Origin of the sequence: Xanthomonas sp. AM6 (assembly GCF_025665335.1) — a bacterium.
GTDB lineage: Bacteria > Pseudomonadota > Gammaproteobacteria > Xanthomonadales > Xanthomonadaceae > Xanthomonas_A.
The window spans coordinates 665,259-682,555 of record NZ_CP106869.1; the positions used below are offsets into that span (position 1 = coordinate 665,259).

Genomic DNA, 17,297 nt, shown 5'->3' on the forward strand with positions numbered 1-17,297 from the left:
TCCTGCGCCGTCGTGCTCCCCTGCGCATTTTGCAGTGCAGCAAAAGTCCGGAGGGCTTTTGTGGTATCCGTTTGGACCGATTCGATCCGGGGAGACACCATGCGTAGCACCTTGACCAAGCGCGCTGCCGCCGCGCTGCTGCTGGCCACGCTGTGGCCGGCGGCGCACGCCGCCGCCCGCCAGGCCGCCACCGATGCCGGCGAGCGCGCGGTCGCCGCGGTGGACCCGTTCATCGGCACCGGCGGCGAAGGCCACACCTATCCCGGCGCCACGGTGCCGTTCGGCATGGTCCAGCTGAGCCCGGACACGCGCATCCAGCCGCGCAAGGACGCCTACGGCTGGGCCGCCGGCTACCGCTACGACGACCGCAGCCTGGTCGGCTTCTCGCACACGCACTTCTCCGGCAGCGGCCATTCGGACCTGGGCGACGTGCTGCTGATGCCGATCAGCGGCGCGGTGCGGCTGGAGCGCGGCGATCCGGACAAACCCGGCAGCGGCTACAGCTCGCGCTTCCGCCACGACGACGAGCGCGCCGAGCCCGGCTACTACGCGGTGACCCTGGACGACTACAAGGTGCGCGCCGAACTCACCGCCAGCGCGCGCGCCGGCGTGCACCGCTACACCTTCCCCAAGGGCCAGCCGGCGCACGTGCTGCTGGACCTGCGCACCAGCATGTACGACTACCCGGGCAAGATCAGCTGGTCGCGGCTGCGCCTGCGCGCCGACGGCACCGTCACCGGCTTCCGCGAAACCCGCGGCTGGGCGCCGGGGCGGCAGCTGTACTTCGCCCTGCGCTTCTCGCAGCCGCTGCGCGGCCACGCCTTCCACAACACCGAGCAGGACATCCCCTACAAGGGCTTCCCGCCGCCGGGCGACAACGACCCCGCGCAGCGCGCGCAGATCGAAGGCCGCCAGCTGGTGGCCAGCTTCGACTTCGGCCAGGCCGCGCGCGCGCCGCTGCTGGTGAAGGTGTCGATCTCGCCGGTCAGCGAGGACAGCGCCATCGCCAACCTCGACGCCGAGGTGCCGGGCTGGGACTTCGACGGCGTGCGCCGCGCCGCCCGCGCGCAGTGGGCGCAGGCATTGGGCGCGGTGGAAGTGGACGCGCCGCCGCAACAGCGCACCCAGTTCTACACCGCGCTGTACCACAGCCTGCTTGGCCCCACCCTGTTCATGGACAGCGACGGCCGCTACCGCGGGCCGGACAACGCCGTGCACCAGGCGCAGGGCTACACCAACTACTCCACGTTCTCGCTGTGGGACACCTACCGCGCGCTGCACCCGCTGCTGACCCTGGTGCAGCCGCCGCAACGCACCAACGACATCGTCAACTCGCTGCTCGCGCATCGCAAGAACAGCCCGTACGGCGTGCTGCCGGTGTGGTCGTTCCATGGCCTGGAGACCTGGTGCATGATCGGCTACCACGCCGTGCCGGTGATCGCCGATGCCTACATGAAGGGCATCCGCGGCTACGACACCGACGCGGCGCTGGACGCGATGGTGGCCAGCGCCGACTACGGCCCGTACGACGGCATCGCCCAGTACCGCGCCCTGGGCTACGTGCCGATCGACGAGGAAGGCGAGGCCGCCTCCAAGACCCTGGAATACGCGTTCGACGACTGGACCATCTCACGGATGGCGCAATCGATGGGCCGCACCGAGGTGGCCAGCGCATTCGCCAAGCGCGCCGGCAACTGGCGCCACGCCTTCGACGCGAAGACCGGCTTCATGCGCGCGCGCAAGCGCGACGGCAGTTTCCGCGAACCGTTCGATCCCAGCGCCAGCGGCTACGGCAGCGACTACACCGAAGGCAATGCCTGGCAGTACTCGTGGTACGTGCCGCAGGACGTGGCCGGCCTGGCCCGCGCACACGGCGGCGAGGACAAGCTGCTGGCGCGGCTGGACCAGGTGTTCGAGGCCAAGGTCGATCCCAAGGTGTTCGAGCACATGGAGGACATCACCGGGCTGATCGGCTGGTACGCGCACGGCAACGAACCCAGCCACCACGTCGCGTATCTCTATGCGTACGCCGGGCAGCCGTGGCGCACCCAGGCGCGGCTGCAGCAGATCATGCGCAGCCAGTATGCGGCGCGTCCCGACGGCCTGGCCGGCAACGACGACCTGGGGCAGATGTCGGCCTGGTACGTGTTCACCGCGCTGGGCTTCTACCCGGTGGCGCCGGCCAGCAACCAATACATCATCGGCCGCCCGTTCCTGCCGCACGCCACGCTGGCGCTGCCCAACGGCAAGCGCTTCAGCGTGGTCGCCGAGGGCCTGGACGACGCGCATCCGTACATCGGCAGCGTCACCCTCAACGGCCGTCCGCTGGACCGCGCGTTCCTGCGCCACGAGGAGATCATGGCCGGCGGCGAACTGCGCTTCACCCTGCAGGCCGAGCCGAACACCACGTGGGCGACGGCCGGGGCGCAGCGCGCCTACTCGATGAGCGAGTGAGCCAGCGCCACGCGGCGGCCGGCTGGTAGCCGGTCGTCGCGACGGCGAGGGCGACCAGACCGGCTGGCTCGCTCCCCGGCGGACGCCGTGCGCGCGTCCACGCACACGACAGCCCACGGCTGCGCGCGAGCGCAGCCGTCGCGAGCGCGTGAACGCAGGCATGTCAGGACGGTGAGGTTAAGACGCCTGCACCGTCGTGGGCGCAGGTGGAGTCGGTGGCAAACCTCCGCGCTGCCGCGCCGTGCGGTCTTCGAGGCGCGCCGAGGGCCGCCTTTCACGCCTGGCGGCGTATGCGCGCACTTAATGCCATGAACACATTTCATTGGCATCGCCTGTGGTCTTGTGGCGCTGTCGCATCGCATCGAGCGGCATCGGCGCCCGGCACCGGATCCGATTGCGGATGCGGCACATCGTGCAGGTGCATTCCGTCTCCGTCTTGTGCGACGGCCGATCCGGCTGCCGATGGCAAGCGCTGCCTGGATCGTGCACTCCCCATCACGCGAACGGGATCTCCGAATGCATGTCTGCCTGCTGTCCCCCTTGACCCCCCACGATGCGTCCGCGCTGGAAGCCGCCATGGCGGCCGCAAAAGCCAATGGCTGCGACCACGTGGTGTTGCCCAACCCGTTCGCGCAGGACCCGCACGGCCGGTTGGCCGATCCGGCCGCCGACGATGCCGCCGGCGACGCGCAGCTGCAGCAGTGGTTGGCGCTGGCGCAGACGCACGGCCTGAAGCTGCTGGTCGATCTTCGCATCGACGAGATCGGCGGCGGCAGTCGCCTGCTGCAGGAGCATCCGCACTGGTTCCGCGCGCGCACCTCGGCGCTGCCGGACCCGCGTACGCAGCGCGGCGCGCCGGAGATCGCCCAGGGCCGCTTCGCCTATGCCGAGGAAGGCGCGGGCCTGGCGCAGTGGTGGAGCGTGCGCCTGCGCGACTGGTTGCGCGGCGGCCTGGCCGGGTTCCGCGTGCTGCAACCGCAGCGCGTGCCGGCCTCGCTGTGGCGCAGCCTGATCGCCGACGTGCAGGCGCAGGTGCCGGAGGCGACGTTCCTGGCCTGGACCCCGGGCGTGGGCCTGGAGGCGCTGCGCGGGCTGCACGGCGCCGGCTTCGACGCGGCGTTCTCCTCGCTAGCCTGGTGGGACGGGCGCGGCGGCTGGTTCTTCGACGAGGACGTGGCGCTGCGCAGCCTGGCGCGCCGGGTCGTGGCCACCATCGATTCCGATGCCCCGTCCGACGCGGTGCCGCCGCTGCAGCGCGCACAACGTCTTCGTCTGGCCACCGCCTTCGGCGACGCCTGGGCGATCGCCGCGCCGGCCGCGTTGCCGGCACCGGGCGAGGCCGACGATGCAGCCGCTGCCACCCCCCTCGCGCCGGCCGGGGCCATGGCCGACCTGCGCCTGCGCCCGCTGCTGCGCGATGGCGCGCTGACCGCCGTGGCGGTGGAACCGCGCGGCGCTGCGCCGTGGCTGGTACTGCTCAACAGCGACCGCGACCACCTGCTGCCGGTGCCTGGCTCGGCCCTGCTGCGCCTGCTCGGCGACAGCGAAGCCCTGCTCAGCGACCAGGGCGAGCCGATCCAGGGCGACCAGGGCGGCACTCTGGAGGCGGGCGAGGTGCGGGTCTACCGCAGCGTGCCGGCGCGGCCGGTGCTGGCCGCCGCGCGCGCCCGCACGCCGGCCGACGTCGCCGCAGGCGCGGCGCGCGTCTGCATCGAGGCGGTGACGCCGTCGGTGGACGACGGCCGCTTCCCGGTCAAGCGCACCGTCGGCGATCGCATCTGCGTGGAGGCCGACGCGTTCTGCGACGGCCACGACCGCATCGCGGTGGCGCTGCTGTGGCGCGCCGCCGATGCGCGCACCTGGACCAGCGCGCCGATGCGTGCGCTGGGCAACGACCGCTGGCGCGGCGAGTTCCCGCTGGAACGGCTGGGCCGCTACGAGTTCCGCATCGAGGCCTGGCGCGACGTGTTCGCCACCACCCACGCCGACCTGGAAAAGAAGCGCGCCGCCGGCACCCTGCTCCCGGTGGACGTGCAGGAAGCCCTGGCCCAGGTCGAGGCGGCGCGCGCGCGCAGCCGCGGCGCCCTGGCCGCGCGGCTGAAGGCCATCGTCGCCCGCGCCACGCGCGCCGACGATCCGGCCGCGCGCGCCGAGATCCTGCTGGAACCGGGCACCGCCGAGGCGATGGCGCGCGCCGACGACAAGCCGTTCCGCACCGAATACCCGATGACCTTCCGGGTCGAGGCCGAGCGTCGCGGCGCGCATTTCTCCAGCTGGTACGAACTGTTCCCGCGCTCGCAGAGCGGCGACCCGGCGCGCCACGGCACCTTCGACGACGTGATCGCGCGTCTGCCGCACATCCGCGCGATGGGCTTCGACGTGCTGTACATGCCGCCGATCCACCCGATCGGCGAGAAGAACCGCAAGGGCCGCAACAACGCGGTCACCGCGCAGCCCGGCGAACCCGGCAGCCCGTACGCGATCGGCTCGGCCGAGGGCGGGCACACCGCGGTGCACGCCGAACTGGGCGGGCTGGAAGGCTTCCGCCGGCTGCGCGCCGCCGCCGCCGCGCAGGGCTTGGAACTGGCGCTGGATTTCGCGATCCAGTGCGCGCCGGACCATCCGTGGCTGCGCGAGCATCCGGACTGGTTCACCTGGCGCGCCGACGGCTCGATCCCGTACGCGGAGAACCCGCCGAAGAAGTACCAGGACATCGTCAACGTCGATTTCTACGCCAGCGGCGCGGTGCCGGAGCTGTGGAACGCGCTGCGCGACGCGGTGCTGTTCTGGGTCAACGAAGGCGTGCACCTGTTCCGGGTCGACAACCCGCACACCAAGCCGTTCCCGTTCTGGGAATGGCTGATCGCCGAAGTGCGCGGCCGCCATCCGCAGGTGGTGTTCCTGTCCGAGGCCTTCACCCGGCCCAAGCCGATGTACCGGCTGGCCAAGGTCGGCTTCTCGCAGTCCTACACCTACTTCACCTGGCGCCAGCACAAGGCCGAACTGCAGGCCTACATCGAAGAACTCAACACGGGCACGCCGCGCGAGTGCTTCCGCCCGCATTTCTTCGTCAACACCCCGGACATCAACCCGGTGTTCCTGCAGCAGAGCGGACGTGCCGGCCACCTGATCCGCGCCGCGCTGGCGACCACGCTGTCCGGCCTGTGGGGCATGTACCAGGGCTTTGAACTGTGCGAGGCCACGCCGTTGGCGCCGGGCAAGGAGGAGTACCTGGATTCGGAGAAGTACCAGCTGCGCGCCTGGCCCGAGCGCGCGCCCGGCGACATCGTCGACGAGATCACCCGCCTGAACCTGCTGCGGCGCCAGCACCCGGAACTGCAGTCGCACCTGGGCACGCGCTTCTATACCGCGCACAACGGCCAGGTGCTGTATTTCGGCAAGTTCCTCGACGAGGCGCACCTGGCGCGCAGCCGCAGCCTGGTGCTGGTGGCGATCAGTCTCGACCCGCATGCGGCGCAGGAAGCGCAGATCGAAGTGCCGCTGTGGGAGCTGGGCCTGCCCGACCACGCCAGCGTCGCCGCGCAGGACCTGTGGGACGGCCATGAATTCGCCTGGCACGGCAAGCAGCAAACCATTCGCCTCGATCCCTCGCGGCCGTTTTCCCTATGGCGTATCCGCGCCGGAGCCACTTCATGAATGCTGCAGTTCCACTGTCCGCCGACGGCGAGGCGCGCCCGCTGGAGCGCGACGCGCTCTGGTACAAGGACGCGATCATCTACCAGGTGCACGTCAAGTCGTTCTTCGATTCCAACGACGACGGCATCGGCGATTTCCCCGGCCTGATCTCCAAGCTCGACTACATCGCCGACCTGGGCGTGGACACCATCTGGCTGCTGCCGTTCTATCCCAGCCCGCGCCGCGACGACGGCTACGACATCGCCGAGTACATGGCGGTGCATCCGGACTACGGCAGCATCGCCGACTTCGAACGGCTGGTGGCGCAGGCGCACGCGCGCGGCATCCGCATCGTCACCGAGCTGGTCATCAACCACACCTCCGACCAGCACCCGTGGTTCCAGCGCGCGCGCAACGCGCCGGCCGGCTCGCCGGAGCGCGATTTCTACGTGTGGTCCGACAGCGACCAGGACTACGCCGGCACCCGCATCATCTTCTGCGATACCGAGAACTCCAACTGGACCTGGGACCCGGTCGCCGGCCAATACTTCTGGCATCGCTTCTACTCGCACCAGCCCGATCTGAACTTCGACAATCCGGCGGTGCTGGAAGCGGTGCTGGAAGTGATGCGCTTCTGGCTCGACCTGGGCGTGGACGGCCTGCGCCTGGATGCGGTGCCGTACCTGATCGAACGCGACGGCACCTCCAACGAGAACCTGCCCGAGACCCACGCCATCCTGCGCCGCATCCGCGCCACGCTGGACGCCGAATATCCCGACCGCATGCTGCTGGCCGAGGCCAACATGTGGCCGGAAGACACCCAGCAATACTTCGGCGAGAACGCCGACGAATGCCACATGGCGTTCCACTTCCCGCTGATGCCGCGCATGTACATGGCCATCGCGCGCGAGGACCGCTTCCCGATCACCGACATCATGCGCCAGACCCCGGAGATCCCGGAGACCTGCCAGTGGGCGATCTTCCTGCGCAACCACGACGAGCTGACCCTGGAGATGGTCACCGATTCGGAGCGCGACTACCTGTGGCAGACCTACGCCGCCGACCGCCGCGCGCGCATCAACCTGGGCATCCGCCGGCGCCTGGCGCCGCTGCTGGAGCGCGACCGCCGCCGCATCGAACTGATGACCTCCTTGCTGCTGACCATGCCCGGCACCCCGGTGCTGTACTACGGCGACGAGATCGGCATGGGCGACAACATCCACCTCGGCGACCGCGACGGCGTGCGCACGCCGATGCAGTGGTCGATCGACCGCAACGGCGGCTTCTCGCGCGCCGACCCGGCCGCGCTGGTGCTGCCGCCGATCATGGACCCGCTGTACGGCTTCCAGGCGGTCAACGTCGAGGCGCAGCAGCGCGACCAGCATTCGCTGCTGACCTGGACCCGGCGCATCCTGTCGGTGCGCAAGCGCTACCGCGCCTTCGGCCGCGGCGCGCTGCGCTTCCTGTACCCGGGCAACCGCCGCCTGCTCGCCTACCTGCGCTGCCACGAGGACGAGACCGTGCTGTGCGTGGCCAACCTGTCGCACACGTTGCAGGCAGTGGAGCTCGACCTGTCCGAGTTCGAAGGCCGCGTGCCGGTGGACATCATCGGCGGCGGCAGCTTCCCGCCGATCGGGCGGCTGACCTACCTGCTCACCGTGCCGGCGTTCGGCTTCTATGCCTTCCAGCTGGTCGGCAACGCCACGCTGCCGGACTGGCACGTGCCCGCGCCGATGCCGCTGCCCGACTACCAGACCCTGGTGCTGCGCGGCGCGGTCGACGAAGATGCATTGCTGCCGCACCTGTCCACCCTGGAACGCGACATCCTGCCGACCTGGCTGTCCACCCGGCGCTGGTTCGCGGCCAAGGACCGCGCGCTGCGCGGCGTACGCATCGCGCGGCGCACGCCGCTGCCCGGCCTCGACGGGCTGACCCTGCTGGAGATCGACGCCGAGCTGGAGCACGACGAACACGAGCGTTACATCCTGCCGCTGGGCATCGTCTGGGATCGCGAACAGCCCAGCGTGCTGGCCGAGCAACTGGCGCTGGCCCGGGTCCGGCACGGCCGCGAAGTCGGCTACCTCACCGACGGCTTCGCGCTGAAGTCGCTGACCCGCACCATGCTCGCCGCCTTGCGCGACGGCACCGTGCTGGCGATCGACGGCGAGAGCCATGCCGGCGCCGATGCCGCGCCCGAGCAGATCCGCTTCTGCGCCACCCCGGCGCTGGCCGCCGTCGCGATTCCCGACGACGCCGAGATCCGCTGGCTGTCGGCCGAGCAGAGCAACAGCTCGCTGATCGTCGGCGACAAGGCGGTGTTCAAGCTGCTGCGCCGCGTGTCCGCCGGCATCAACCCGGAGATCGAGATCGGCGAGCGGCTGACCCGCATCGGCTACGCGAACGCCGCGCCGCTGCTCGGCCACGTCACCCGCACCGATGCGCAGGGCGGGGAAACCACGCTGGCGCTGCTGCAGGGCTTCGTGCGCAACCAGGGCGATGCCTGGCGCTGGACCCTGGACCACCTGGCGCGCGGCGCCGAGGAATACGCCGCCGCGCAGGACGAGGCCGCGCGCGATGAAAGCGTGGCCGGCTACGACGCCTTCGCCGAAGTGGTCGGGCGGCGCCTGGCCGAACTGCACGACGTGCTGGCCCGGCCCACCGACGCCGCCGCGTTTGCGCCGCAGCCGGTGGACAGCGCTGCCGCGCAGCGGGTGGTCGCCGGCGTGGAGCACGAAGTGCAGGCGATGTGGGAAACGCTGGCCGCGCACCGCGACGTCAGCGAGGACGGCGAGCGCGCCGCGGTGGACGCGCTGCTGGCCCAGCGCCCGCGCCTGGACGCCTGGCTGCGGCAGGCCCCGGCCCTGCTCAACGACGCGCTGCTGACCCGCGTGCATGGCGACTTCCACCTCGGCCAGATCCTGGTCGCGTTCGACGACGTGGTGCTGATCGACTTCGAAGGCGAGCCGGCCAAGTCGCTGGACGAACGCCGCGCCAAGGCCAGCCCGCTGCACGACGTGGCCGGCTTCCTGCGCTCGCTGGACTATGCCAGCGAAGTGTCGGCACGCGGCGAGGAGGGCACCGCCGCACGCGCCGGGGTCGGCCTGGACAGCGCGCTGGACGCCTTCCTGTCCGCGTTCCGCCGCCGCGCCAGCGCCACCTTCCTGTCCGCCTACCGCAAGGTGCTCGACGCCAGCCCGCACCCGTGGGTGGCGCCGGCCGCGTTCGAGGCCACCACCTTGCTGTTCCTGATTGAGAAAGCCAGCTATGAAATTCGCTACGAGGCCGCCAACCGTCCCGCCTGGATCATGGTGCCCATACAGGGATTGCTGCGCATACTCGACGGCTTTCCCGCGCCCGAGGAGTCGATTCGATGAGTGACGCCGTCCACGTCTGGGACGAGGCGACGTTGCGCGCCTTCGCCAACGCCCGCCACGGCGATCCGTTCGCCGTGCTCGGTGCGCACCGCATCGGCGACGCGCGCGTGCTGCGCAGCTACCTGCCCGGCGCCGAGGCGGTGACCGCGATGCTCGACGACGGCCGCGAAGTGCCGTTGCAGGAAGGCCCCAGCCCCGGCTTCTTCGCCGCGCCGCTGCCCGGCGAGGGACGCTACCGGCTGCGCATCCGCTGGCCTGGCGGCGAGCAGGACACCGAGGACGCCTACGCGTTCGGCCCGCAGCTGAGCGATTTCGACCTGCACCTGATCAGCGAAGGCCACCACCTGCGCCTGGCCGACGCGCTGGGCGCCAACGTGGTGGAAGTGGACGGCGTGCGCGGCACCCGTTTCGCGGTGTGGGCGCCCAACGCCACCCGCGCGGCGGTGATCGGCGACTTCAACAGCTGGGACGCGCGCCGCCACCCGATGCGCCTGCGCCACCAGGCCGGCGTATGGGAACTGTTCGTGCCCGGCGTCGAGGCCGGCGCGCACTACAAGTACGCCCTGCGCGGCCCGCGCGGCGAAGACCTGCCGGCCAAGGCCGACCCGGTCGCGCGCCGCGCCGAACTGGCGCCGGGCACCGCCTCGATCGTGCCCGATCCGGCCCCGTTCCAGTGGCGCGACGACGCCTGGATGGCCACGCGCGCCCGCCGCCACGGCCCCAACGCGCCGCTGAGCGTGTACGAGATCCACGCCGGCTCGTGGATGCACGCCGCCGACGGCGGCATGCTCGACTGGGACGCCCTGGCCGACCGCCTGATTCCCTACGTCGCCGACATGGGCTTCACCCACATCGAACTGATGCCGGTCACCGAGCACCCGTTCGGCGGCTCCTGGGGCTACCAGCCGCTGGGCCTGTTCGCGCCCACCGCGCGCTTCGGCTCGCCCGACGGCTTCGCCCGCTTCGTCGACCGCTGCCACCGCGAGGACATCGGCGTCATCGTCGATTGGGTGCCGGCGCATTTCCCTACCGATGCCCACGGCCTGGCCCACTTCGACGGCACCTCGCTGTACGAACACGCCGATCCGCGCGAAGGCTTCCACCGCGACTGGAACACGCTCATCTACAACCACGGCCGGCGCGAAGTCTCCGGCTTCCTGATCGCCAGCGCCCTGGAATTCCTGCAGCGCTACCACGTCGACGGCCTGCGCGTGGATGCGGTGGCCTCCATGCTCTACCGCGACTACAGCCGCAACGCCGGCGAGTGGGTGCCCAACATCCACGGCGGCCGCGAGAACTACGAGACCATCGCCTTCCTGCGCCGGCTCAACCAGGTCGTCGCCGAGCATGCCCCGGGCGCCATCACCATCGCCGAGGAATCCACCGCATGGCCCGGCGTCACCGCCGACCTCGCGCACGGCGGCCTGGGCTTCAACTACAAGTGGAACATGGGCTGGATGCACGACAGCCTGCACTACATCGAACTGGACCCGATCTACCGCCGCTACCACCATGGCGAACTGACCTTCAGCATGGTCTACGCGTACTCCGAGCGCTTCATGCTGCCGATCTCCCACGATGAAGTGGTGCACGGCAAGCGCTCCCTGCTCGGGCGCATGCCCGGCGACGACTGGCAGCGCTTCGCCAACCTGCGCGCCTACCTGGGCTACATGTACACCCACCCCGGGGGCAAATTGCTGTTCATGGGCTGCGAAATCGCCCAGCCCACCGAATGGAACCACGACGCCGCGCTGCCCTGGCAACTGCTCGACGACCCGCGCCACCGCGGCATCCAGCGCCTGGTCCGCGACCTCAACCGCCTCTACGCCGAACACCCCGCATTGCACGCGCTCGACGACAACCCCGACGGCTTCGCCTGGGTCATCGGCGACGACGCCGGCAACAGCCTGTTCGCCTACCTGCGCAAGGCCCAGGGCAGCGACACCCCGCTGCTGGTGGTGGCCAACCTCACCCCGCTAGTGCACCACGCCTACCGCATCGGCGTCCCCCGCGGCGGCCGCTGGCGCGAACTGCTGAACTCCGATTCGGAGATCTACGGCGGCAGCAACACCGGCAACGGCGGCAGCGTGCGCACCGAGAGCGTCGGCGCGCATGGGCATCCGGCCTCGCTGGTGCTGACCGTGCCGCCGCTGGGGGTGCTGGTGTTGGGGTTGGAGGATTGAGGGGAGGGTGGTTGAGCGATAGCAGCGTCGCATCGGCCGTCGATGCGGCGCTGTTGTGGGAGGGACTTCAGTCCCGACGCGTGTTCGCGGTCCACCATCAGAGCTGACGCTCTTCCATTGCGGATTGCCGGGTGCATCCAATCAAGCGCCGCCTTGCCATTTGCCCTGGGTAGCCAACACGCATGCGAGCCGGCGGTTGCACACGCACCGACAGCCCCGGGAAGACACGACGCCGCCGCGGACGTTAAACTCACGCCCGCCTCGGCGCCTTCCTCTGCATGCACGCCAGAGGCGCCAAGCCGGCGGCCGCCGCATCGCCCGCCCGCTCCGGACGCTTCCGGGCCTATAGCTCAACGGTTAGAGCAGAGGACTCATAATCCTTTGGTTCCAGGTTCGAATCCTGGTGGGCCCACCACTATGCAGTCCAGGGGCACCTGGGTTAGTCCGGAGATTCCAGTAAATTTGCTGGAAATAGCTGTTCGTCGCTCTATGAGGTCCAGTGATCTCAATTGCACGCTGAAACCTAAGAGCCCACCTTTCGAGTAGCCGACTCGAATGGGCTGTGCGCAGAGGTGCGTCCCACCGGCTCAAGGCGTGGCGCCATCGCCATGCCGGCAAGCCAAGCATCGTGACCATCGACGACTACCCGGCCATGCCACGCATGCAGGCACGCGCTGAGCGCGACAAGCTACGCATGCTGCTGAAGGGGCCGGGGCGCACGAAGAGCACTAGAGCAAGCTTGAGGGCCAGGCTTGACGTGGCGCGGCTTCGCTGCGGCTTGCCTCAGCCTTCCAGCGCCAGCGGCACCACGCGCTGCAGCAAGGCTTCGACCAAGGCCGGGTCGAAGTCCGGTTCGCGCGCAGCCATCAGGGCCAGGCCGTCGGAAAAGCACTGGATCATGGCGGCGGCCAGTTCCAGTTCGTCCGCAGCACGGCTTCGCCCCTGCTGGGCGTCGCGCTGTTGCAACCAACCCACGACCATCTGGCGCATGTCCCGGCCGTTGCGCTGCAGGTCGCGCGCGACGTGGACATCGCGCATGCCCAGCGCGGTGATCTCGCTCTGCAGGCCGACATGGAACGCGCTGACCTTGCGGCTGCGCCACAGTTCGAACGCCGATTGCAGCGCCTCGGCCAAGCCATCCGCGGCCTGGATCCGCGCCAGGCCCTGGCGGCTTTCCTCCAGATGCTGCTCGATCAGCGCCAATACGATCGCGCGCTTGTTCTCGAAATAGTGATAGGGCAGGCCGGTGCTCAGGCCCGCGCGCGCTGCGATCTTCGCCATCGACGCAGCCTCGAAGCCGTCTTCGATGAAGCACTCGCGCGCGGCATCGAGGATGCGCTGGCGCTTCTGTCTGGCGTGTTCGTTTTCCGAAGCGGCGTCGCTGCTGGCGAATGAAGGCATGGATTCGCTCGCACGTGGGAGTGACGCCGATGGTAGCCCAGGGAAGTGCGTTGAACGGTCATTCAACTGTCAACCGCGGCTCGCAAGATTGCCGGCTATTCCCACCCCCTTCAGGAACCACCACGATGCGTCATCCTCTTTCCCGCGCTGTCGCCCTGGCGCTGGCCGCGTTGGTCGCCGGGCCGGTGTTCGCGCAGGAAGTCCCGCAGGAAACCGCGACCCGGCAGGCGTCCGATCCGGTCACGCTCGACCAGGTCGTGGTGAGCGCGCAGAAGCGCGTGACCAACCTGCAGGAAACGCCGATCTCGGTGTCGGTGCTCAACGACGAGGAACTGAAGGATCGCAGTGCGATTTCCCTCGGCAGCCTGGCCGACGGCTCGATTCCCTCGCTGCGTATCGCGCCGTTCGCCACCCGCAGCTCGGCGCTGAACATCGGCATCCGCGGCATCGGCGCCAGCGGCGATGCCAACCAGCCGGCGCGCGACCAGGGCGTGGGCGTGTACGTCGACGGCGTGTTCCTCGGCCGCGCCCAGGGACTGGGGACCGCGCTGTACGACGTGGAACGCATCGAGGTGCTGAAGGGGCCGCAAGGCACGCTGTTCGGCCGCAACACCGAAGGCGGCGCCATCAGCATCGTGACCAAGGCGCCGACCGGCGAGTTCGGGCTGAGGACCAACGTCGGCGTCTCCAATTACGACGGCTACAGCAGCGGCATGCACCTGGATCTGCCGCGCGTGGGCGATGTCAGCTTCAAGATCGACGCGGTGCAGGCGCATCGCGGCGGCACCACCGACAATCCGATGCGCGGTGAGGAGGATTTCAACGGCTACAACAAGCGCGGCGCGCGCCTCAGTGCGCTGTGGCAGCCGAGCGACGACTTCGAGGCCCTGTACGCGCTCGACCATTCCTACGACGCGACCACGCCCTACCATGCCCAGTACCTGGGCGGCGGCAGCGCTCGGCGTGGTCCGTTGCTGAGCGCCGGCGCGCAGCGCGACCGGCGCGACTCGGCCATCATCGGCGTGCCGCAGGAAGAGAACGTCGGCAAGACCGATGGCCACCTGTTGAACCTGACCTGGACGCTGTCGGACGATCTGCAGCTGAAGTCGATCAGTTCGTACCGCCAACTGGAACAGGGCCAGTTCGACAACGGCCTGAACGATGCGATCTCCTCGTTCGCGCCGAACGGCGAGTTCGGGCGCTACAGCCTGGCCCAGTTCTACCAGCATCAGTACAGCCAGGAATTCCAGTTGATCGGCAACACCGCGCAGGTGGAATACGTCGCCGGCGCGTTCTACTACCACGAAACCGTGGGCGACAACGCGCAGACACCGAACACCCTACGCTGGAATGCCGACGGCACCGCCTACACCACGATCAACCAGCCGCTGGACCTGGGCAAGGTGCGCATCGACCGCGCCAGCAAGGCCAAGGCCGACAGCCTCGGCGTCTTCGGCCAGGCCACCTGGACTCCGGCCTCGATCGAGGACCTGCACCTGACCGCCGGCGGGCGCTGGACCAAGGACGATAAGGAAGGGCGGCTGCACACCTTGAACGGCGCAGCGTCCAACCTGGGATTCGAAGGCTCGTGGAGCCGCTTCGACCCGATGCTCAACGTGGCCTACGACCTGGGCGACGACACGATGGTCTACGCCAAGTGGAGCACCGGCTTCAAGGCCGGCGGCGCCAATTCGCGTTCGATCAGCTACCGCGCGTTCGCGCCGGAAGAGGTCGAAGCGATCGAGCTCGGCGCCAAGACCCAGTTCTGGGACGACCGCGCGCGGCTGAACCTGGCGCTGTTCTCCGCCACGGTCAAGGACCGGCAGATGGACTTCTTCCTGCCGCTGGCGCCAGGCCAGACCCGTACCGTGTCCGACACCACCAATGCCAGCACCGACGGCAAGTCCAAGGGCGCGGAACTGGAGTTCAGCATCATGCCGCTGGACGGCCTGACCCTGAGCGTGGACTACGCCTACACCAAGGCCGACCCGCTGAGCGCGCCCAATCCGTATGTGCCCGGCAATCCCCTGGTCACCGTGCTGCCGCTGTACGCACCGGAAAACGCCGGCAGCATCGGCATCGACTACCTGGTGCCGCTGGGCGCTTCGGCGCTGAAGTTCCACCTCGACGGCAACTGGTCCGACGGCTACTACACCAGCGAGGTCGAGCAGACCCTCACCGACAGTTCCTTCGTCGTCAACGCGCGCGTGGCCTTGATCGACGTGTCGCTGGGCGGCAGCGGGGCCACGGCGGAATTCTCGCTGTGGTCGCGCAACCTGCTGGACGAGGAGCACCTGTTCTACACCAGCAATACCGCGAGCCTGGGCACCTACGGCATCTTCAACGACCCGCGCACCTTCGGGCTCGACGTTGCCATCCGCTTCTGAGGACACATCACATGAAGAACAGCAAGCCACTGTTGGCCCTCGCCATTGCCGCCCTCGCGTTCGACGCACAGGCGCAGTTGCCGACCGACATCGCCGTCGAGCGCGTTTCGCCGACCAGGATCGCCGTGGTCTGGACCGGCGCGCTGGCCGCCGACGAAAAACTCGACCTCGTGCTCAGCGATGCCCAGGGCAAGGTTCCCGGCAACGCCAAGCGGATCGACGATGCGCCCGGCGCCAGCGGCCGCGTGGAGCTCGAACATGTCGCCGGCACGCGCCCCTACGTGCTGGTCGACGACAACGAAGGCCACAAGGAAATCGTCGCCGAACGCGTGCTGCCGCTGGAAGGCGGAGTCAACTTCCGCGACCTCGGCGGCTACCGCACCACCGACGGCCGCAGCGTCAAGTGGGGCAGGCTCTACCGTTCCGGGGTGATGAGCGACCTGACCGATGCCGACTACGCCTACCTGCAGAAGCTCGGCATCAAGACCATCTGCGACCTGCGTTCGCAGGAAGAGCGAAAGGTCGAGCCGACCGATGCGCAGCGCATCACCCAAGGTGGCGACTACTACAGCCTGGACTACAAGCTGGATTTCGACCCGGGCGCCTTCGCCAAGGCGTTCTCCACGCCGTCGGCCAACCCGGAAATGGCCGCGCTGCGCGTGTTCGGCAGTTTCTACCGGACGATGCCGAAGATGTACGCGGCGCAGTTCAAGCAGGCCTTCGCCGATCTGCAGGAAGGCAACGGCCTGCTGTTCAACTGCAGCGCCGGCAAGGACCGCACCGGCGTGCTGGGTGCACTGGTGCTCACCGCGCTGGGCGTGGCCCCGGACACGGTCAGCGCCGACTACGCGCTGAGCGCCCTCGTCTATCCGAAGCAGGAAGCGGCACGCCAGGCCAAGCATGCCGCGTCCAAGGCCAAGGGCGCGCCCAAGGCCGACGGCCCGCACAGTGCGACCATGGAAGCGATGAGCAAGCTGCCGCCGGAAGCGCTGAAGGTGCTGTCGGGCACCGACGCCTCGCTGATCGCGGCCGCGTTCGACCAGATCCGCAACGACTACGGCTCGCTCGACGCCTACTTCGAGAAAGAACTGGGCGTGAGCCGCGAAGACCGCAAGCGACTGCAGGCGATCTACCTGGAGCCGGCCCCGCTGGTGGCCGCAAGCGAAAGGCGCGCCGCCCGCTAGCGGACGCGGCTTCCTGGGCGTCATCGCCAGCGCCGCGGTTGCGATCATCGCGGTGGCGATGCGGTCGGCAGCGCAAGGGCGCGGCGCAGTTGCGCACGGCATGCGGGCGAGACTTTGCAAGGAAGGGAAGATATGCAACAGGACAAGAGGGGACGCCGGCAATCTGGCTGGCGGCGTCGCTTGCGCATGCTATCGCTGGCGAGGGCGTGCGGCATCTTCGTGGGCGGCGCGATGCTGGCCGCTGGCGCCGGGGCAACGGCGACGCCGGTGCCGGCACCGGTGCCTACGCACTGGGTGCCCTACGCCGCGCTCGCCAGCGGCGAATTGCAGCACCGCCTCAGCGACGAAGGTGGCGACCTGGTGACGCGGTTGCATGCGTGGCTGGAGCAGCCGCAGGTGGTGGCGGCGCATGCCGAGCCGTGGGTGGTGCGTATCTGGATATCGGCGCAGGGTCGCATCGAACGCGCCGAGTTCCGGACGCTCGGCAGCCCCCAGGCCGACGCCGACCTGCGCGCGCTGCTGGCCGCCAAGCCGCTGTCGGCACTGCCGCCGGCCGACATGCAGCAACCGCTGGTGCTAGGGCTGTCGCTGCGCGCGAATCCGGATTACGCCCCGTCTGGCTCGCAGCGCTGAGGCGCCTCGGCCACGCGACGCTCCATCGCGCGCCGCCGCTCCTTC

8 protein-coding genes and 1 tRNA gene are annotated in these 17,297 nt (G+C 69.5%); 8 read left to right on the forward strand and 1 reads right to left on the reverse strand.

The window, feature by feature from the left end; translation table 11 throughout:
* The first annotated feature begins 99 nt into the window (after window positions 1-99).
* The 5 genes from OCJ37_RS02870 to OCJ37_RS02890 all read left to right on the forward strand — a co-directional run bounded on the left by OCJ37_RS02870 (window position 100) and on the right by OCJ37_RS02890 (window position 12,062).
* A complete protein-coding gene (locus OCJ37_RS02870; RefSeq protein WP_263112208.1) occupies window positions 100-2,454 on the forward strand; it encodes a GH92 family glycosyl hydrolase in 2,355 nt (784 codons plus the stop codon).
* Window positions 2,455-2,970: 516 nt separating this feature from the next.
* Window positions 2,971-6,111 (forward strand): alpha-1,4-glucan--maltose-1-phosphate maltosyltransferase, encoded by a 3,141-nt coding sequence (locus tag OCJ37_RS02875; RefSeq protein ID WP_263112209.1) that lies wholly within the window; start codon window positions 2,971-2,973, stop codon window positions 6,109-6,111.
* Complete coding sequence (treS, locus tag OCJ37_RS02880) at window positions 6,108-9,464, forward strand: maltose alpha-D-glucosyltransferase (protein ID WP_263112210.1); 3,357 nt, start codon at window positions 6,108-6,110, stop codon at window positions 9,462-9,464. The genes OCJ37_RS02875 and treS overlap by 4 nt, the downstream gene beginning before the upstream one ends.
* Entirely contained in the window at window positions 9,461-11,647 is a 2,187-nt protein-coding gene (glgB, locus tag OCJ37_RS02885) for a 1,4-alpha-glucan branching protein GlgB (protein ID WP_263112211.1), read from the forward strand. The genes treS and glgB overlap by 4 nt, the downstream gene beginning before the upstream one ends.
* Window positions 11,648-11,986: 339 nt before the next feature.
* Window positions 11,987-12,062 (forward strand) — tRNA-Ile (locus OCJ37_RS02890).
* Window positions 12,063-12,430: 368 nt separating this feature from the next.
* Here OCJ37_RS02890 and OCJ37_RS02895 read toward each other — a convergent pair.
* Window positions 12,431-13,048: a TetR/AcrR family transcriptional regulator gene (locus OCJ37_RS02895; protein WP_263112212.1), complete on the reverse strand. Its 618-nt coding sequence runs from the start codon at window positions 13,046-13,048 to the stop codon at window positions 12,431-12,433.
* Window positions 13,049-13,173: 125 nt separating this feature from the next.
* Between OCJ37_RS02895 and OCJ37_RS02900 the strand changes: the two genes are divergently transcribed.
* From OCJ37_RS02900 to OCJ37_RS02910, 3 genes are all read left to right on the forward strand, one after another.
* Window positions 13,174-15,435: a TonB-dependent receptor gene (locus OCJ37_RS02900; RefSeq protein ID WP_263112213.1), complete on the forward strand. Its 2,262-nt coding sequence runs from the start codon at window positions 13,174-13,176 to the stop codon at window positions 15,433-15,435.
* A gap of 11 nt (window positions 15,436-15,446) precedes the next feature.
* Entirely contained in the window at window positions 15,447-16,619 is a 1,173-nt protein-coding gene (locus OCJ37_RS02905; RefSeq protein ID WP_263112214.1) for a tyrosine-protein phosphatase, read from the forward strand.
* Between the two features lie 186 nt (window positions 16,620-16,805).
* Window positions 16,806-17,252, forward strand: a complete 447-nt coding sequence (locus OCJ37_RS02910; protein WP_263113555.1) for an energy transducer TonB — start codon at window positions 16,806-16,808, stop codon at window positions 17,250-17,252.
* The last annotated feature ends 45 nt before the right edge of the window (window positions 17,253-17,297 follow it).